15 protein-coding genes are annotated in these 19549 nt (G+C 64.1%); 5 read left to right on the forward strand and 10 right to left on the reverse strand.

What is annotated here, in order from left to right; genetic code table 11:
- Positions 1-46 precede the first annotated feature (46 nt).
- The gene (locus E2I15_RS23040; RefSeq protein WP_137478019.1) at positions 47-1258 is read left to right on the forward strand and encodes an amidohydrolase family protein; all 1212 of its coding nucleotides are present in this window, start codon (positions 47-49) and stop codon (positions 1256-1258) included.
- 27 nt (positions 1259-1285) lie between these two features.
- Here E2I15_RS23040 and E2I15_RS23045 read toward each other — a convergent pair whose 3' ends face one another.
- From E2I15_RS23045 to E2I15_RS23055, 3 genes are all read right to left on the reverse strand, one after another.
- Positions 1286-2305, reverse strand: a complete 1020-nt coding sequence (locus tag E2I15_RS23045) for a glycoside hydrolase family 5 protein (protein WP_246667986.1) — start codon at positions 2303-2305, stop codon at positions 1286-1288.
- The gene (locus E2I15_RS23050) at positions 2302-3591 is read right to left on the reverse strand and encodes an O-antigen ligase family protein (RefSeq protein WP_137478021.1); all 1290 of its coding nucleotides are present in this window, start codon (positions 3589-3591) and stop codon (positions 2302-2304) included. The genes E2I15_RS23045 and E2I15_RS23050 overlap by 4 nt, the downstream gene beginning before the upstream one ends.
- Before the next feature lie 75 nt (positions 3592-3666).
- Complete coding sequence (locus E2I15_RS23055; RefSeq protein ID WP_137478022.1) at positions 3667-4521, reverse strand: WecB/TagA/CpsF family glycosyltransferase; 855 nt, start codon at positions 4519-4521, stop codon at positions 3667-3669.
- A gap of 462 nt (positions 4522-4983) precedes the next feature.
- Between E2I15_RS23055 and E2I15_RS23060 the strand changes: the two genes are divergently transcribed.
- Positions 4984-6114, forward strand: coding sequence for a GNAT family N-acetyltransferase (locus tag E2I15_RS23060; RefSeq protein ID WP_137478023.1), 1131 nt, complete (start codon positions 4984-4986; stop codon positions 6112-6114).
- Between the two features lie 138 nt (positions 6115-6252).
- Here E2I15_RS23060 and E2I15_RS23065 read toward each other — a convergent pair whose 3' ends face one another.
- On the reverse strand, positions 6253-7473 hold the full coding sequence (locus E2I15_RS23065; RefSeq protein WP_137478024.1) for an FAD-dependent oxidoreductase: 1221 nt from the start codon (positions 7471-7473) through the stop codon (positions 6253-6255).
- Between the two features lie 597 nt (positions 7474-8070).
- Between E2I15_RS23065 and E2I15_RS23070 the strand changes: the two genes are divergently transcribed.
- The gene (locus E2I15_RS23070; RefSeq protein WP_137478025.1) at positions 8071-9417 is read left to right on the forward strand and encodes a lipopolysaccharide biosynthesis protein; all 1347 of its coding nucleotides are present in this window, start codon (positions 8071-8073) and stop codon (positions 9415-9417) included.
- A 142-nt stretch (positions 9418-9559) separates the two neighbouring features.
- Here the strand turns inward: E2I15_RS23070 and E2I15_RS23075 are convergent, their stop codons facing one another.
- Positions 9560-11668, reverse strand: coding sequence for a GumC family protein (locus E2I15_RS23075; protein WP_422109823.1), 2109 nt, complete (start codon positions 11666-11668; stop codon positions 9560-9562).
- 279 nt (positions 11669-11947) lie between these two features.
- On the opposite strand from E2I15_RS23075, the gene E2I15_RS23080 reads away from it, so the two are divergent.
- A complete protein-coding gene (locus E2I15_RS23080) occupies positions 11948-13138 on the forward strand; it encodes a glycosyltransferase family 4 protein (protein WP_137478234.1) in 1191 nt (396 codons plus the stop codon).
- 15 nt (positions 13139-13153) lie between these two features.
- Positions 13154-14710 (forward strand): glucosamine inositolphosphorylceramide transferase family protein, encoded by a 1557-nt coding sequence (locus tag E2I15_RS23085; RefSeq protein WP_137478026.1) that lies wholly within the window; start codon positions 13154-13156, stop codon positions 14708-14710.
- A gap of 24 nt (positions 14711-14734) precedes the next feature.
- Here E2I15_RS23085 and E2I15_RS23090 read toward each other — a convergent pair whose 3' ends face one another.
- The 5 genes from E2I15_RS23090 to E2I15_RS23110 are packed head-to-tail and all read right to left on the reverse strand — an operon-like array spanning position 14735 to position 19540.
- Positions 14735-15937 carry an ABC transporter substrate-binding protein gene (locus tag E2I15_RS23090; RefSeq protein WP_137478027.1) on the reverse strand — a complete coding sequence of 401 codons (1203 nt, stop codon included), beginning with the start codon at positions 15935-15937 and terminating at the stop codon, positions 14735-14737.
- Positions 15938-15992: 55 nt separating this feature from the next.
- Complete coding sequence (locus tag E2I15_RS23095) at positions 15993-16694, reverse strand: SDR family NAD(P)-dependent oxidoreductase (RefSeq protein WP_137478028.1); 702 nt, start codon at positions 16692-16694, stop codon at positions 15993-15995.
- A 40-nt stretch (positions 16695-16734) separates the two neighbouring features.
- Complete coding sequence (locus E2I15_RS23100) at positions 16735-17541, reverse strand: glutathione S-transferase family protein (RefSeq protein ID WP_137478029.1); 807 nt, start codon at positions 17539-17541, stop codon at positions 16735-16737.
- A gap of 26 nt (positions 17542-17567) precedes the next feature.
- Complete coding sequence (locus tag E2I15_RS23105; protein ID WP_137478030.1) at positions 17568-18728, reverse strand: iron-containing alcohol dehydrogenase; 1161 nt, start codon at positions 18726-18728, stop codon at positions 17568-17570.
- Between the two features lie 38 nt (positions 18729-18766).
- Entirely contained in the window at positions 18767-19540 is a 774-nt protein-coding gene (locus E2I15_RS23110; protein WP_137478031.1) for an enoyl-CoA hydratase-related protein, read from the reverse strand.
- Positions 19541-19549: the final 9 nt, after the last annotated feature.

Below are 19549 nucleotides of genomic sequence, written 5' to 3' on the forward strand. Positions count from 1 at the left end.
GCCGCGCGATCTGCATGTGACGCAAGCGACAAGAGGAACAGATCCGATGCCAGCCGACAAACTCTTCATCAATGCCAGGTTCGGTGACGGCACCAGCCGCGATATGCTGGTCCGTGGCGGCCGCATCGTTGCGATCGAGGCGAAAGGCGAACGCCCGAGCGGGATCGAGATCGTCGATCTCGGCAATGCGCTGGTCGTGCCCGGCTTCGTCGAGGGCCACATCCATCTCGACACCAGTTTCTACGGCGACGCCTGGCGGCCGCACCGTCCCTGCACCAACGGATTCGACGTCCACGAGCGGGTGGCGTTTCAGGCCGAGAACCTTGCCGCGGCCGCGCCGATGGACGTACGCGCGCGGAACCAGCTCGACCTCTGCATCGGGCACGGCACGACGCAGATGCGCAGTCACGTCATGGTCGACGGTTCGGTGGGGCTGAAGTCGCTGGAGACCATCCTCGGGGTTCGCGAGGAATACAGGGATTTGATCGATATCCAGCTCGTGGCGTTTCCCCAGAACGGGATACTCACCAGCCCCGGCACGCCGCAACTGCTCGACGAGGCCATCAAGCTCGGCGCCAATGCCGTCGGCGGGCTCGATCCCGCAAGCTTCGACCGGAACGTCGAAGAGCATCTCGACGTCGTGTTTGGCGTCGCGCAGAAGCACGGCATCGATGTCGATATTCATCTGCATGACGGCGGCATGCTCGGTGCCTTCGAGGTCGAGCAGATCGCGGCGCGCACCCGTGCGCTCGGCATGGAGGGCCGCGTCACCGTCAGCCACGCTTACGGGCTCGGCGACATTCCCGCCGACGCTCTGAAGAAGACTGCCGACAGTCTGGCGCGCTCGGGCGTGGCGATCATGACGAATGCGCCGGGCAGCCGGCCGTTCCCGCCCGTCGCCCTGTTGCGGAAAGCCGGCGTCACGGTGTTCAGCGGCAACGACAATATCCGCGACTCCTGGTGGCCCTATGGCGACGGCGACATGCTGGGCCGCGCGATGATGATCGGATACCGCTCGGGTTTCTACACCGATGAGGAGCTCGCGATCGCGTTCGACATGATCACCGCGGCCGGCGCCAAGGCGCTCAGGCTCGAGGACTACGGCCTGCATGTAGGGGCCAAGGCCGATTTCGTGACCCTGAACGCCGTGCATATCCAGGAGGCCGTGGTCGCGCGGCCGTCCGGGCGTTCAGTCTACAAGGGTGGCGTGCTCGCGGCGCGCGACAATCGCGTCGTCAAGGTCGGCGGCCGATCCTGAATCGGACGCGGCGTGCAATCGAGGCGCTTAGCGGACCGGACGGATGATCGCGCGGAGAATGTCCGTCTTCCAGCGTTGCCGGGCGCCGTCGAATGCCGCAAAATCGTGGTCGAACTGCCAGTAAGCCCACGCCCAGCCATTGCGTTCCGCCCGTCTCGCCATGAACGACAGATACGTCGCGCGGCTCTCCGCGGGAGCACGTTCATAGACACCGAACTCGCCCAGATAGACCGGGCGCTGCTCGTTCTCGGACCAGGACCGGATCTTGTCGAAATCGGCCGAGGCCTTGGCCAAGTCTTCCGCAGAGCCCCAGCGCAATGGACCGATTTTCGAGAAGGTCGGCGACCACGGCGCGCCCTGATGGGTGAATTGCAGCGGCAGGTAATAGTGGAATGTGACGATCAGGTTTCGGTCGCCGGCCGGCAGCACCAGCTGATCGATCGGCAGCTCCTCGGTGTTCAGGATCGCGACCACGACATTGCGCTTCGGGTTGGTATCCCGGATGATGGCAAGACAATCGCCGAGTAGCGCATTCCATTCGGCCGAGGTCATGTTGCCGCCGGGCTCGTTCAGGATCTCGAACACCAGCGCCGGGTACTTCCCCGCATAGCGCGATGCGATCTGGCGCCAGAATGCCTTGAGCTTCACGCCGCATTCAGCCACGTCGCGCTGGCAGAGATCGGTGTCGTGCTCATCGAGGATCGGAACGAGCCTGCTCGCCAGCACCTGCTCGATCACGGCATCGAGACGCCGCATGACGGCATCATCGAGGATGTTGCCGGAATCCATATGCCTGAAGCCGAAGAAGTTGATCCGGACATGGGAAAAGCCGGCCCTGCGAATCGCGGCGAGGTTTTCCAGGCGGAACGGCGCGTTCCGGTAGCCTTCCCAGATGCCGTCATAGCCGAGAATATTGATGCCGCGTCCCAATGCCGCGGCGTCCGGCGATGCCCCCTGCCCCGCGGCATTCGCCGGCGCGATCAGCGGGACAGCAAGCGCCGCCAGCATGACGAAGGCGCGTTGCAGAAGCGATCGGAACGTGGTCATGGCTGCTCCAGCTCGCGCGGCTCTACGCGCGATGACGGCACCGGCCGGCAAATGGCGAGGAAGAAGGCGATCAGCAACACCGACGTGAACATCGTCGAGCGAAGGAAGACCGTCTCGGTGAAATTGGTCTGGCAGTTGAGGAAGACGAACCCGATGATCAACGCGCAGTGCAGACGGTCGATCGCCCGCTCTGCGATCAGGCAGAGCATCTTGTAGGAAAACAGGAAGACGCTCGCCGTGAACAGGAAATAGCCCAGGAATCCGGTTTCGACGAGAATGGCGATATAGCCGTTGTGATAATTGTCGAGCACCCAGCCGTGGTTCTGGTTGAAATAGTCGTAGATCGCCGGATTGGTCCAGAATCCGTTGATGCCAAATCCGAACAGCGGCGCGTCATCGAAATGGCTGATGGCGTACTGCCAGATGAAGGTTCGCTCGGTGAAGTCGATCGTCGTGTCGAAGGCATGAATCGAGTCGTATCCGGTCGTGTAGAAATACAGGATCAATAGCGCTGCCGCGACGCACATGACGGATGGCAGGATCGCGTAGACCTGCATGCACCGGACCGACCACAGGGAGGTGAGCAGCAGCGCGCAGGCAACCAGCGACAGGATGCCGGCGCCGCGCGACTCCGAGAGCATGACGCAGGTGGAGGCCAGCACGAACGTCACGAGGAAGGGCAGCCATCCTTGTCCCGTTATCTTTCGATAGCAGGCGAAGAACATGAGATAGGCGCCGGCGAAGCCGAGGGTTTGCTTCGACTCGAAGACGCCCTGCCACTGTCCCTTGTGCATCCAGGTCTGATCGATTCCGATGTCCGGGAGGATCACCGCACAGAGCGCAGAGGCCGCGATCAGCACGAACAGGCCGCGGGTGGCCGATGTCACGATGTCATCGATATCGACGCGGGTGATCATGCAGAACGCGCCAAGCGTCGTGATTGCGAGCGCCGCGGCCTTCATCAGCGCCGCCACGCCGAGGTTGGTCCACAACACGGAGATAGTGGCGAATGCGTAGAACGCGACGATCACGAGCGTGTCGAGATTGAGGGCCAGCCGCAGGCAGGGGCGGATGAACAGGCTTGCGTAGATCAGGACGCCCCACATCAGCAGGGCGACGGCCTGTTGCACCAGGGTCAACTCGGTCGGAAGCAGCGCGGCGTGGAAGGTCCCCATCGACATGATCACATTGATGGTGATCGACCAACCGACGACGGTCCTGGCAAAATTCTCCGCCCCGACGCCGGGTGCCTGCCAGATCGAACCGTCGATCGCACGTCCATCCATTCGGTTGTACTCCGCTCATGGAATGAGCCTGCTGCTCCGGTGGATCGGAGCCGCACATTGCACTCGTTAGAGGCGTCAGTCTTTCGTCGACGAGGATCGGGTCCGGTTGAACAGCAGATAGAGCGCGTGCGGATTGGTCGTCAGATAACGCCAGAACAGCCGCCGCGGCTCGAGCCACAGTCGCCAGGCCCATTCGAGGCCGACGATCTGCATCCATTTCGGCGCACGCGGCCGCGAGCCGGACAGGAAGTTGAACAGCCCGCCCGAGGTCTTGATGACGCCGACATTGCCGAGCCGAGGCATGAATTCGTCGACGAAAGCCTGCTCATAGGGCACGCCGAGCGCGACCCAGAGAAAATCCGGCGCCAGGGCGTTGATCTCGTCGACCTTGGCCCGCAATGCGTCGCCGCGCAGATAGCCGTGCGAATGGCCGACGATCTTGAGTGCCGGATAGGCCCGACGGACATTGGCAATGGCAGCCTTGTTCTCGGCTTCGTTGGCGCCGAACAGATAGAAGGTCAGCCCGAGCTCTTCCGCCTTGCGCGCGACGTCGTGAAACAGATCCGTGGTCGCGACGCGCTCGGGAAGCGGATTCGGTGACCGAAGCCTGGACACCATGACCAGCGGTTGCCCGTCGGCGTTAATCAGGTCTGCGGTACGGAACAGCCGGTCCGTCATCGGCTCGGTCGAGCAGCGCGACAGCACCTCGCCGTTGGCGGAGGTCAGATACAGCGGGCGATTGGCGCGCCGGCTCGGATACACCGCCTCGACCATGAACTCGGCGGTCTGCTCGCGATCGAGCACGGCGAGCCGCAGCCCACCGATGGTTGCCCGGGGAACACCGGCCGTCGCAGCCCTGCCGACAGGATTGATGCGCCGCTCCCGCGCGCCGTGTGGCAATGATCCGATCTGCGCCGGCGCCGAGGACATCTGCTCGGCCCGCGATATGTCGCAAATCCGGACAGGCGGCGCAGCCATGTCCGAATTGGGACGCCGAGGCGGCTTGCGGTCGGCCTGCGGGAACGAAATTGCGTAGGAAGCGCGGGTTTTTTGGCTGTGACTCAGCATTTCGGCGGGACTCCAGGACTTGCGAGCCCTTAACTGCAATATCCGGTCCAGACCGGGTGGATATCTCACCACGGCGCGATTGAGCTGAGCCTTAAAGGATTGTTAACGATGCAGATCCCTCGGACGCGGCGACGTTGAGATGACGGCCGACCGCAGCCGATGCGATGAAGGTCATGGCTCGACCGAGCAACAATGTGCAAAGGTCGAGGCATTGCATTAATACAAATCGTATTCTGCCGCTGCCCGAGCCGATCGACCTTTGCTATAAGGGCGGCGTGCCGGATTCAATCGGCGCTCTGAAACTGTCGATTTGTTTGGTCTCACATGAATAAGAATGATGACGCGTTCGATGTCAGCATCGACGACGCATTCGACTTCCTGTCTGAAGAGTACGTGAAGTTATTTGAAGGCTCGGACGCGACCGCCTTCCAACATCCGCTATGGCTGGACAGCCTCTACCGCAAGCTCGCTCCCGCCGCGTCGGCCAAGCCGCTGGTCGTCGCCGTCCGCCATCGTGCGAACGAGTCGCTTGCGGCCGTGCTGCCGATGCTCCGCGTGCGGCGCGGCCCGATGCGCACCATCGAATTCGCCGATCTCCGCGTGTCCGACTATTTGTCGCCGGTGTGCAGCATCTCGACCTTCGCCGACCTGCTGCAAGACCAGCGTGCCTGTGAAAGGCTTCGACAACTGCTGCGGCCGTTCGACCTGCTGCGCATACCCAAGCTGCTTGATGCAAGGATGCCGATCGAGAATCTGCTCGGAGCGCCCCACCGCAGCCTGATGGATACCAATGCTTACGCGACGGTCCTGGTTGCGCCGTTCGAGCAATGGCAGATCAATGCAATGGGAAAGTCGTACCAGAAGGAGCTGGCAAAGAAATGGCGCCAGATCCATAAGAAGGGCACACTCACCTTCTCATGCTGCGACGATAGCGCTTCGATCGGCGAAGCCATGGAGACGATGAGAAAGTTTCGCGGACCGCGGTTTCACGAACAGGGTGATGGCGACCTGTTGCAGCGACCGGAGTATTTCGATTTCTACTCGAGCGTGGCGCTTCGCGGCGTGGGCTCGTTTACCCGGCTCTACGCCATGAAGATGGACGGCATCGTCATCGCCACCGCGCTTGGGCTGGTCCACCGTGGCAGCGTCCTCGTCGTCATGACGGGGTTCGATGTCGACGGGTACAAGAGCCAATCGATCGGCGCGCTGACATTCGAGGGCGTCGCCAGGGATTGCATCGAGCGCGGGGACCGGGTGCTCGATTTCACCATCGGCGACGAACCCTACAAGATGCAGTTCGGCGGTCAGCCGACGCCGATGTCGGCGGTGACGCAGGCCGGCAGTGCGGCCGGCTCGCTCGCGCTGTTTGCCTTGAAGCAGGCGCCCTGGATCAAGCAGGCCGCCAAGCGTCTGACCGACCTCAGACCGATCCGTACCTCGACGGGCACGCGCTAAAGCGCGATGAGTTTTGGTTAAATCGGCTTGGCGCGCTCTCGCTTCACCTCTCCCCGTCGGGGAGAGGTGAACTTTCGACGCCGCTCCAGCTCAGCTTAATTTCATCGGGTCTAGCGCCGCCCGGCGCTGGCTGCCCGATCAGCGGAGCGCGCTGCGGACGCGCATCACCCATCCCGGATGAATGCGGTCGACCCGGTGGGTGATCGTGCGGCGCAGGAAGTGCAGCTTCCGCCGCAAGTTCCAGCGCATATCGGTGTTCAACGTCAAGGCCTGGCGGAAGCTCGCCAATTGCAGCGAGTGCTGATCGGCGGCGAGCTTGTCCCGATCGGAATAGAACTGCGCAATCTTGTCCACGCCCATACCGGCGGTCTCCAGCCAGCGCGGCACATAGACCGTGCAAAGACGTTCGACGTCCACCAGCAGTCGGCCAACGCCGGTTCCGGCTGCGGGACAGTTGGTCTGAAACGCATCGCCGATCAACACGACGCCCGGCTGCAGATGGCCCTCGGTCACAGTCAGATCCATGACCCAGTTCTGCACCTGGCCGACCACCTCGAAATCGCCGAGATAGGGCTGCAATCCCGGCATCAGGCGAAGCAGCGTCCGTCTGGTGTCGCGGCGCAGTTCGCGCATGATCGGATCGGTCGGATCGCGGAACATGAACAGGTTCGCCCGCATGCCGCCCGACATCGGAAACAGGCTGAGATAGTCGACACCGTCGGCCGCCTCCTCGCCATAGCAGGTCAGTGCATCGAAATCGAACGGCGCGTTGTCCGGCCGTGCGATCGTGAAGCCGAACGAGACCGAGTGGCGCGCCGCAAGCATCTGCCGGCGCATTCCGAGACTGTGGCCGAGCATGTTCGTCATGCCGGTCGCCAGAATGACCAGACGCGAGACGACGCGCTTTCCGGAGGCCAGCGTCAACTGCTGACGTTGCTCGCTGCAGCTGACATTGGTCACCTGGTCGAGCAGGAAGCTCGACGCATCGGGCGTCAGGCCGCGTGCCATGTTGACGAGGTTGGCATAGGAAATCCCGTAGGACCGGCTGACGCCGATATCGACCAGCTTGCCGCTCCTGATGTTGAGCACCCGGTCATAGGGCGCGGCAATGGCCTCGACGTCGTCGATGAAGCCGAGGCGGCGCAGCATATCGATCTGCCGTCCGGCGATCTTCTCGACGCGGAATTCATCCGGCGGGATCGAACGCTTGTCGATCAGGATGACCCGGTACCCGGCCCGGCCGAGCACAGCCCTTGCCAGCGAGCCTGCCAAACCGGCTCCGACAATTGCGACGTCCGCTTCGATGACCTCGGCCTCGCAGGCCACCATCGGCTTGGTCGCACTTTTCTCGGCAATCATGTTTGTCCGCTCCGACGGCTAGAGCGTTTTCGAGCGAAGTGGATACCGGTTCGCGTGAAGAAAACGCGTCAAAACAGGAATCTAGAGCCCCGTTCCGATTCCATCGGAACGGGAAAAGCTCTGGCTGGCCGCAGAACTGCAATTTCCTTGCCCGCGGTGCTGCCTTGCCGATCGAGCACGGCGAGTTCCAGAATCGAGGTTAATGAAAACGTCCGGACCACGATCAGCAGTCTCTCGGCACACGGCTTGCACGACGGTCGGCCATGAAACTGAACCTTTGCAGGCTCCGCAGCAGGATGGCGAGGCAATTGCCAGGCCATCGAGCTGCGACAGATGGCGTTGACGCGCAAGCCCAGTCGTATCCGGCAAGGTCCGCGCCACTGGACCGGGCTCCGGAGGCAAATCCAACCTGCGTCGTTTGGAGACAGGGCAGGCGGCGCCGTTCCAGAATGGAGCAACGCGACCTGGCCCCGTTCACAACTGCGTTGGACCCTGAAGCCATTCGAAAGGAACGGAATCTTAGCAAGAGAACATTAACACTGCAGGCTTCACCGATTGCTACGGTCGACAGCCCGACTGGATATTGAGACGTCTCTGGTGATTGCCTCTGTGCTCCAATTGTTACGGCGCGACGTCACGCGCGGCGTTGCCGGGACCATCCTGCTCAAGGTTGGTAGCGGCGGGCTCGCATTCGCGTTGTTCTCGCTCGCCGCGCGGGCGATGACGCCCGACGCGTTTGGAGACTTCGCAACCCTGCTCTCCGTCGCCCAGATCGCCTCGGTCGTGGGCCTGGTCGGCCAGGAGCTGCTCCTGGTTCGGTTTCTCAACGAATATGATGTGCGCGGCCAGACCGACTTCACCAAGGGCGTGCTGCTGTCCAGCCTGAAGAATTCAGCGATCGGGATGCTGATTTCGATCGCCGCGATCGCCGCGGTGGCAGGCATTCGCGGTGAGTGGTGGCTGTTGATACTGTCGGTCTCGGCCTTTACCGCGGTCAATGCAGGGCTCATGCTCGGCAGCCAGATCGCGCGATCGCTGGTCAGCATCCTGATGGGCGAAGGCAATCGGGAGTTCTTCTGGCGCGTCGCCGTCGTCCTGTTCCTGATCGCGGTGCTGTTCGGCCACCGGCAGCTCACCCCCGCCGAGCTGTTCAGCGCGATGTCGGCCGCGATGGCCCTCGGGCTCGTCGTGCAGATCGTATCGATCGTGCGGGTGCTGCCGAACCTGCGGTCGGTGACGGCGCGCTTCGAGACCTCGCGCTGGAACAAGAGCGCATTCCGGTTCTGGCTCGCCTCCATTCTCGAAGCGGCAAACCAGTATTTCGACGTCATCCTGGTCTACTGGATGCTGGATCCGGCCACCGCCGGCGTCTATTTTGCCGCCTCGCGGCTGGCGAACATCTTCGCCATGCTGTCGGCTGCGCTGTACACGTTCGGCGCGCGCCGGCTCCCCTCGCTGTACTTCAGCAAGAATCACGACGAGCTCGAACATACGCTGAAGCTGATGGCCGAGGTGACCGCGCTCTGCGTGCTCAGCGGCCTCGTCATTGTCTGGGTGGGCGCCCCCCATCTGCTCGGCCTGTTCGGACCGCACTTTGCGGCGCAGCAGTGGGTGTTGATCGTGCTCGCGATCGGAACGGCCTTCCAGGCGGCGGGCGGACCCTCTTCTGCTGTCCTGCAGCTGACAGGCCATGAGCGCGATTACGTTCCCGTCGTCGCAGCCAATGTGGCGCTGCGGCTGCTGGGATTTGTCGTACTGATTCCCTGGCTTGGCGTGCTCGGCGCCGCGATCGCGGCGACGGTTTCGCTGGTCGTCGCCACCATCGCGCTCAACGTGCTGTGCCGGCGGCGGACCGGCGTCGACCCATCCGTTCTGGTGCTGTCGCATCTGTGGCCGTCGAAAGGCGACGCCTACGCGGTCCGCGTTGCGGACAGCAACGACTAGAGTGGGATGAGTCTTGGTTGAGTCGGCTTGGCGCTCCCTCGCTTCACCTCTCCCAGGGGAGAGGTGAACTTTCGACGCCACCCCCAGTTCAACCTGATGTCATCAGGCTCTAGACGTCCCTCACAGCGCAGCCGGACCACCTTCAGCTCGCCAGGCCCAGCGCTTCGCCCTGAGGACCGCGAACGGTCGCATCGACCGCCACGCGGTTGACGACCAGCGCGGTCGGGACCGAACCATACCCGGATAGATCGGCTCGTGCCTTGCCGATCGCAGCCGAGCTGGCAGCACCTTCGCGAACCACGAGGATCACCAGGTCAGCATGGGCAGCCAGCGCCACCGCGGCCGGCTGCAGGGCAAGCGACGACGCGTCGACGATGATCAGGCCGAAATCGGCGCGAATATCGTCCGGCGGATAGGGCGGCGACTTGCTGCTGGCGCCCAGCAGTTCGACGACCGACGGCAGATCGGCCTTGATGATGCCCGATCCTTGCGACGGCGCGGCCTCGGCGCGCCTGGCTTCCATCTCGATCAGGACACTGAGCATGCCATTCTTGACGGCGGATCGGTTCAGCGACCGTGCGACGGTGCTGCCGCCGGCACCGGCCTCAACCGACAGCAGGAGCGCCACCTTGCCGTGGTCTCCCGGAAGCTGCTCGATGTTCTCGATCAGCAGCTGAAGATGCGGACCGAGATCAGGATCGGCCGTCGTCGCGATCGGGGTCTGCCAGACGCTCCTGACGGCATCCGGCAACGCCATGTTGGGAATGCGGGCCAGCACCGGCAATCCCGGCGGCAACGCCGGTTGCGGCGCGGCAGGCGCCGGTGGTGCAGGCGCCTCGGCCCGACGAAGCGGCGGAATGGCCTTGATCGGGAGCTGATTCAGATTGAGACCAGGAACGGCGACGATCGCCGTCGACGTCAGCAGCGAGACGATCGCGAGCGCGACGAGCAACAGCGGAAGCGGCGGCAGCGTCGAGCGCACCGGCGGCGTCGCAGGCGATGCGACCTTGGTCTGCGAGCTCTGCAGCAGCCGCTGCTCGTCGGTGGTCTTGTAGCGCGAGAGGAATTGCTCGTAGATATTCTTGTTGGCATCGGCGTCGCGCTGCAATTCCTGCAGCTTGACGAGCGCCTGACCGTCGATCAGGATTTGCTGTTCGACCGCCTTCTGCTGATCCTCGAGCGCCTTCTGCTGATCGCGCTGCGCTTCATATTCCGACTTCGCGGTGTCGATGTTCTTCTTCCGCTCGATCTCGATCTGCCGGTTGAGATCGCCGAGCTGGCTGAGAGCCATCACGAGGTCCGGATGACGATCGCCCAGCACCCCGCGCTTCTGCGCGATCTGGTCGTTGAGCGCGGAGCGCTGGGCGCGCAGCGCACTCAGCAGGTCCTGCTTGACCGGCCCGTCGACATTGGCCTTCAGGTCGCGTTGCAGCTGCTCATAGCGGACCTTGGCCTCCTCGGTGCGGGCGCGTGCGGCGGCGACCTGCTGGGTCAAATCGGTGACGCGCAATTGCTGCGTTGTCGATTCCTTGCCGGCATTGACGATCCGGTGCTCGAGCTTGAACTTCGCAACGGCGTCTTCCGAAGATCGCAAGCGGTCGTTCAATGTCTTGAGCCGGCTCTTCAGCCAGTCGGCGGCTTCATCGGTCGCCACGCTGCGCGTGCCGCGCTGGCTGGCGACGAACGCCTCAGCCACCGCATTGGCGTAATACGCCGCACGCTGCGGGTCGTTGGACGTGAACTTGATGGCGATGACATAGGTCAATCCGCGCCGGGAGATGTCGAGCCGGTTGCGAAATCGGTCGAGCAGGCGCGTGGGGTCGGTCCTGCCGCCGGAGATGTCGCTGTCCTCGGCGACCTTGAGCTGCTCGATCAGCGGCCCGAGAAATCCGTCGGATTTGGCGATCTCGACATAGCTCTGCAGTGCTGCGGCATCCTGACCGATTCCCGGCAGGACGTCCTGATCGGTGGTCACGCGCTGCTCGCGCGGGTCGACCACGACGAGCGCGGTCGCGGCATAGCGCGCCGGAATCAACATCAGCAGAATGACGCCGACCGCGAAGATCACCGCGGCGAGCATCAGAATGCGTTGACCGTTCTCGCGGAAAAAAGCCACCACGCCGGCAATGCTAAGCACGCCCTTGGTGGTTTCCGCCGAGGATCGGCTGGCCGGCACGCCGGCAGTTTCCCACGACGCGGCGGGTTCCGTGGCTTCGGAACGTCTCGAGCCTACGCGGTTACCGAACTTCATGAGGCTGTGACTCGAATTCAACTGACAGTACTGCTCCAACGTAAATATCTATGGTTAATCCACGGTTACCCCCTCTCGATGCGGGCGTAACCAATTAGTTAACGAGCCGGCTGTACCCTCTGTGTGAGACAATGGCTCTCGATTGCTGGCGATGTCTGACCGCACTAAATGAGCAGTAACCTCAACACGCGCTACTCGGTGTACGAGCGCGCTTCGCGTGATAAGCACGCGCGCAATATCGAGGGAGACGACTCCATTCCTTCGACGGGTGAGGAAGCCGTGCTCCATTACAGGCCAAGCACAGAATTGCGCGGGGCATCGACCGCATCGCGCAATCAATCGAACCAGAGCAAGCCAAAGCTACGCGTCGTCCTGGTGCAGACCCAGGCCGAGAACGCCGGCGCGCAGGAGATATCGCGGCTGCTCGGTGCGGGCCTCAGCGCGCGCGGCTACGACGTCGCCAACCTGTTCTTCTTCCGCAAATCGGATTCCTTCGACGAGCCGCCCAATACATTCTATTGCGCGCCGAGCCGCCCGGGAAATCCGCCGGCGCTGCTGCGGATGCTGTGGACGCTCGCCGGTCACCTCAAGACCATCAGGCCCGATGTAGTGCTGACCTTCCAGCACTTCGGCAATGTGATCGGCGGAGGCGTGTCGCGCCTCGTCAGCCGCGCCCCGGTGATCGCCAATCAGGTGTCCTCGGCGATGTCGATGAGCATGCCGGTGCGCGCCGCCGACATCATCATGGGCTCGACCGGCTTCTTCCAGTGCATCACGCTGAATTCGCGCGACATGGAACGTGAATACGCCCGCTATCCTGCGCCGTATCGCTCGCGCATGACGCACGTCCCGCATGGCTTCGACGACAAGTCGCACAGCCTGCCGAAGGACGTCGCGCGGCAGCAGCTCAAGCTGCCGCCGGATCGCACGCTGCTCGGCTGCGCGGCAAGGCTGCATCCGCACAAGCGGCTCGATGCGGCAATTCGCCTGCTGGCCGCCGATCAATCCTGGCATCTTGCCCTCGCCGGACAAGGCGCGGATGAGGATCGGCTGCGAGCCCTGGCGAACGAGCTGAAAGTCTCGGACCGGCTGCACTTCATCGGCGAGATTCCACCGCGCCAGATGGCCGATTTCCTGGCCTGCCTCGACGTCTTCGTCTTCCCGACGCAGGCCGAAACCTTCGGCCTCGCCGCGGTGGAAGCCGCGAGCGCCGGCATTCCCTGCGTCGTCAACGATCTGCCCGTGCTGCGCGAGGTGCTGTCCTACCAAGGGCAGCCGGCGGCGGTTTTCGTCGACGCGGCGAACGAGGTCGAGTTTTCGGCCGCCGTGTCGAAGGTCCTGACCGATCGTTTGTTGAGCGACCAGCTGCGGCAAAGCGCCGTGGGTCTGAAGTCGCGCTATTCGTTGGATGCCATGATAGAGGAATACGTCCGCATTCTCGGCAATGCCGTGGGAGTGGACGCGCACTAGGAAATTGGGCTGGACATGATTATCGAGTTTCGCTGCGATCGTGCGCAGGCGCGGCTCTGGATGCGTCGCGAGACGCTGCGCGTCAGCGATCAGGATATTCCCGTTCAAATCGCCTGGACTACGACGCCGGGGCCGGGGCCCGCCGGCCTCGACATGCTGTTCGAGCTCGAACGTATCGTGCTGCGCAAGGGCAAGGCGGGCGGCGCCGACAGGCTGAAGACGATTGCGGAACGGCCGCGCATGGGCAACCCCGACGCGGTGGTCGACTTCACCACGGCCGAGCGAGACCCGAACTGCTCCGCCGGGCTCTATCTCCGGCCACGCTTCAACGGACAGGTCGGAGAAACCGCCGCACTGGCCGCCATTCTCGCCGGCGACCTGCCGGTGATTGAGATCGTCAACGAGCTCGACGGCATGGTGATGGACCGCGGCCATCCCTCAGCGGAAATCGCCGCCGGCCTGAGCGGCGGGCTCGAAACGGTCATGGCGCGCACGCTTTCCATGCTGCCGCCGATCCTGTCGGGCGCTCCGCGGCTGGTCCCGCAACTGGCTGCGCCCGCGGCCGGCAGCGCGCCGCGAAATCCCGCGCCTTTTGTCCTGCGCGGCGTCGCGACCTCGATCGCGAAGGAAATCTACCGTCTCTGCTGCTACGCGCCGCATTGGCATGTCGGATGGCGCTACGCCGACAACGCGGATGTCTGGCGGACCGGTGACCTGTCGGGACCTGCCTGGAACGTGCTCGGCGATCCCGGCAATCACTTCTATGCCGATCCCGTCCCGGTGAAATGGCAGGGCAGGACCTTCGTGTTCTTCGAGGACCTCGACCACCGCACCGGCAAGGGCATCATCTCCGCGATCGAATTCGACGGCACCGGACCGGTCGGCACGGTGCTGCCTGTGCTCGAAGAGCCGTGGCACCTGTCCTACCCGTTCCTGATCGAGAACAGCGGCGAACTGTGGATGATCCCGGAAAGCACCGCGCATCGGGATGTCCCGATCTACAAATGCGTCCGCTTTCCCGACAAGTGGGAACGGCAAGGCACGCTGTTGGCCGGGCTCGAACTCGCCGACGCGACCATCACGCAGCATGACGGCCTCTATTACATGTTCGGCGCCTGGCGCGACGGCACCGGCGGATATTCCGACACGCTGGCGATCTATTACGCCGAGCAGTTGTTCGGCCCCTGGCGGCCGCATGCAAGCAATCCGATCCTGATGGATCGCACGACGACGCGGCCGGCCGGCAATTTCGTGACCATCAATGGCAAGCTGTGGCGGCCGGTGCAGGACTGCACCAACGGATACGGCGCGGCGCTCGGACTTGCGGAAGTGCTCGAACTGTCGCCGACGACCTACCGGCAGGCCGTGCGCCATCTGCTCAAACCCGGGCCGCTGTGGACCGGACGCAAGCTGCACACGCTCAACCGCTGCGGCCAGCTCGAGGTGATCGACGGCTCGCGGGTGCAGCCGAAGACCACCGCGTTGCTGAATAGCCTGCGGTCGAGCGACCGGTCGGCGCAGCGGGAGTGGCGAGGCACGCTGGCGAAGCCGATCGCACGCCGGCTGCACTAGCGCCTCGTTGGCGATCGACCCGGTTCAGTTCAGGTCGGCGCTCAGCACGCCGCCGAACTGCTCCCAAGAGCTTCCGGTCCAGCGTTGCAGCTGCAGCTGCGTATAGGCCATGCTGTTGTCCGGACCTGTGTTGATCGCGATGCCCGGCATCAGGGTCGGCAGCACGAGCCCCCTGATGTTGCGCGCCTGCTTCACGATGTTCTCGCGCGACAGGTCGTCGCCGCACTGCTTCAGCACCTGTTCCAGGATCTGACCCTGCTGGGTGCCGAACAGATAATTGTTGTCGCCGATGTCGGCGCCGGGAAGATATTTCTCGAAATGGGCGCGATACCATTTCATGCCGGAATCGTCGGCCCACTTCTTGTCGTTCGGATCTTTGGTGATGGTCGCCACGACAACGCCCACCGCCTTGTCGGCTCCCGCCGGCACGATGGTCGCGGACACCGAGCTCGACACGTAGTTGACGATGGTCAGCGGCGACCAGCCGATCTCGTTTGCCTTCTTGATCGCCTGGGCCGCGAATTTCGGCGTGCCGGCGATCAGGAACGCCTGCGCGCCCGACGCCTTCAACGTCACCACGCGGGATTCAATGGTCGGCTCGGTAACTTCATAGGGCGACGTCACCACCTTCTTGTCGAAATCGGCCTTCAGTACCTCCTTGAACGCGGCCACGAAATCGCGGCCGAGATCGTCGTTCTGGTAGAGAATCGCGATCTTCGCGTCGGGCGCCGTCTGCGTGATGTATTTTGCGTAGATCTTTCCTTCGGTGTTGTAGCTCGGCAGCCCCGTGGTGGTCAGCGGAAATTCGATGAAGTTCGCAAACTTGGTCGCGCCACTGACGACGAACAGATGCGGCACCTTCTTCGCGGTGACGTATTTGATGGTCGCGCCGATGCCGGGCGTGCCGAGCGGGCTGAACAGGAACGCCACCTCGTCGCTCTCGATCAGCTTGCGGGTCTGCTCCACGGCCTTGGGCGGCGTGTAGGCATCGTCATAGGTGATGAGGTTGATCTTGCGGCCGTTGATGCCGCCGCGGTCATTGACGGAATGCACGTAGGCAATGAGGCCCCTGCCGGTGTTGCTGAGCGGAGACGCCGGGCCGCTGAACGGGAACGTCGCCCCGACCTTGATTTCCGACTCCGACACCCCCGGCGTTTCGGCGCGGACTGGAGCCGCGGCAAGCGCCGCGAGCATCGCAACGGACACGGCAAACGTCGTCAACAGCATGAAATTCCTCCTGAGCTTTTATGAATCGACCAATTCCTGCAACCGGCGCGCGGCGCTACCAGACTTCGCCGAACGGCCTGATCTCGACATTGAACGACCACGCGCTGCGATCCTGATGGGCGACGTGCCAGACCTCGTCCGCGATCGCTTTCGGCTTGATGAAGAAGTCGTCCGGCCGATCCGGCCAGCGCTTGCGCGTCCACTCCAGATCGATCACGGCATCGATCACGAGATAGGCGACGTGCACGCCTTGCGGCCCGAGATCGCGGGCCATCGCCTCGGCGAGAATCCGCTGCGCGGCCTTGGTCGGCGCGAACCCTGCGAAGCCGGCCTTGCCGCGCAATGCCGAGGTGTTGCCGGTCGCGACGATGGCGCCCTTGCCCGCACCGATCATCGCCGGCGCGAACCGCCTTGCCAGGTACAATAGTCCCATCGTGTTGACCTGGAAGTTGCGATTGAGAATCTCCGGATCGATCTCGCGGAAGGTGCCGAACGCCCCACCGACGGCGTTATGAATGACCACGGCGGGATTACCGAGATCGCGCTCCACGGCGGAGGCCACCGCCTCGACCTGCGCGGGATCGGACACATCGCACCGATAGGCCTTTGCGCCCGGCAGCTGCTGCTCGAGCGCGGCGAGGCGCGCCTCGTTCCTGGCGAGCAGCGCGACGCGGTAGCCGCCCTCAGTGAATCGCCTGGCGAGCGCCGAACCGGTGCCGGGCCCGACGCCGGATATCAGACAGACAGGTGCGGTCATGCGATCAATCCTCCGCGTTGCGGTCCCGTGGCCTTCATGGTCAGGCGGCCGCCATCGACAGCAGCTTCTCGACATAAGGCTTGAGGTCCGGCCCGACATGCTCGTGCGCGACCAGGCGGTCAAAGTGGGCAAACATCAGCGGATACTCATCCTGCACGCCCGGATGCAGGATCTTCGCCAATCCCTGCTTACGCAACTGCTCGGCCCGCGCGTGTTCGTTCATGAACAATGCGAGTTCGGCGGCGAAGCAGATGTCGGCCATCGAGATGCCGTTGCCGACCAGCGTGTCCCGCCCCGGGGACAACGCCTGCTCAATCCCGGAGGCGTAGATCGCGAACGCATCTCTGGCCCGCGCATGAATGGCCGCATCGACGGTGCCGCCCGATAACGCCAGCAGATAGATTTGCGAGTCCCGCGCGAACACCAGGCTGACATCGAGAAAGCTGTCGATCCTGGACGCCTCATAGGCGTCGCGCCCGTAGAGCGGGAACGCGGCCTCGCCGAGCCGCGCCACCGCGCGCATGATGCTGTTCGATTCGAATATCCCGACCTTGCCGTCGGCGCCGAATGCCGCCGGCACATTGCCGAACGGCTGCGTCGCCATGAACGCATCGGTCTTGAACAGCTGCGCGCCGGTCAGGCCAGCACGCCCGGTTCGTGCCAGCGACGACAGCGAGGCGCGCTCATGCTCCGCCAGCGGGCGGGCATCATAGTCCCACAACCAGTCGCGCAGCTCTTTGCCGGAGGCGCCCCTGACCTCGACATCGACACCGCAGAACCGCGCCGCGATGGTTGCCTTCCAGACGCGCGGGTTCGGCAGATAGGAGAAAATGCGCAAGGCGGCCATGGCGGCTGCTCCGGGTTGCGGTTGCCTCAGGCGGCGAGCTTCAGGATCTTGACGACGTCGGCGGGCTCGCGGATCGGCTGCGGGTTGGCGCGGGTGAAGATCGACAGCATGGCGTTCCGGCCGATCAGCTCGAAGCGATCTTCGCCGACGCCGACATCGGCAAGACGCCGCGGCAGGCCGAGCTCCGCGATGAACGCCGCAAACGCCTCGCCGGCATCGCGCCCCGGCGCGCCGAGCGCGGCGGCGATCGATTGCTGGGCGGCTTCCGTCGCCGGGCGGTTGTAGCGCAGCACGCTCGGCATCATCACCGCCGTGCAGAAATAATGCGGCACGTCGCAGGTGCCGCCGAGCACATGGCCGATGGCATGGCTGGCGCCCATCGGCACCCGCGACTGCAATCCGAACGCCGACAGCCAGGAGCCCAGCTGGCAGCTCAGCCGCGCCGCCGTGTCGTCGGGGTGGGCCTTGGTGCGCAGCAGGCCGTCGCGCAGGTAGCGCAGCCCCTGCTGGCACGCCGCATCGACCAGCACGTTGGGGCGGCTGGAACAGATCGCCTCGATGCCGTGATCCATCGCCCGCGTCCCGGAACCGAGCCAGAGCTTCTCGGGCGTATATTTCGTGATCGCGGGATCGAGGATGATGCTGCGCGGCATCATCATCGGATGGTTGAAGATCTGCTTCAGCTTGCGGCTGGAATCGGTGACCAGCGCGCCGGAATTGTATTCGCCGCCGGACAGCGTGCTCGGGATCGCGATCATCCGGACCTTCGGCGAGCGGAACGGTCCGAAGCGGCGGTCCGGCGTGGTCTCGAAGCCGTCGAGGCCATCAGGTTCGAAGATCTCGTGCTCCATGCACATCAGCACGATCTTCGCCGCATCGACCACCGAGCCGCCGCCGATCGCGACGACGAGGTCCGCCTTGGCCTCGCTGGCTTGCCGCGCGATCTGGGTCACCACGTCCCGCGTCGTATGCTGCGGCACGCCGTCGAAGGTCGCGGCATGGCGGTCGCCGAGGGCTTTGCGGATCTTCTCGATCTCGTCGGTCGTGGCGTTCAACGTCCGGCTGACGATCAGATAGACGCGCCTGGCGTCCAGCCGCTCGGCCTCCTCGCGCAGCGCTTCGGCCGCCGGCTTACCGTAGATCACGGATTCCATGGTCGGGTATTGATGGCTGCCGGTGACGCGCATGCTTTCACTCCCTCGATGTGTCCGTGAATTCCCGGTTGTCAGGCCGGCAGCTTGGTGAAATCAGGCTGACGCCGTTCGGCGAAGGCGGCGAAGGCCTCGCGTGCCTCCGGCGTCGTCAACCGCTCCTTGAACAGCACGCCTTCCTCGGCGATCTGCGCCGCGATCCGTTGCTGCTCGCGCATCAGCTTCTTGGTCATGCTGAGCGACCCTGCCGGCCGCCTGGTCAGCGCGATCGCCGCGTCATGCGCCTTCTTGCGCAACTCGCTCTGCGGCACCACGGCATTGGCGAGGCCCGATGCCAGCGCGCCCTGCGCGTCCATCGGTTCGCCGAGCGCGAACATCGCATAGGCGCGCGCATGCCCGATCCTTAAGGGAAGCAGCCAGCTCGACGCCGCCTCCGGCACCAGCGCGAGGTTGACGAAGGGCGTGATCAGCCGCGCGTTCTCGGCGAGATAGACCAGGTCACAATGCAGCAGCATGGTGGTTCCGACGCCGACCGCATTGCCCTGCACGGCCGCAACCAACGGCTTGCCAGCCTTGCTGATGGTCTCGATGAAGCGATGGGCCGGGCTGTCGACCGCGCTCTCGCCGCGTGCCTGGCTCGCGAAGTCGGCCAGATCATTGCCCGCGGTGAAGCTGTCGCCATCGCCCTGGAACAGGATGACGCGGACGGCCGGATCCGCCTCGGCCTGCTTCAGCGCGTGCGACATCGCGTCATACATCGCGCCGGTCAGCGCGTTCTTCTTCTCCGGCCGCTGCAAGGTCAGCGTCATGACGCCGGCGGCGATCTCAACCTTGACATGCTCGGTCATGGCACTCTC

The sequence above is a fragment of the Bradyrhizobium sp. BR2003 genome (assembly GCF_009720285.1).
GTDB classification, from domain to species: domain Bacteria; phylum Pseudomonadota; class Alphaproteobacteria; order Rhizobiales; family Xanthobacteraceae; genus Bradyrhizobium; species Bradyrhizobium elkanii.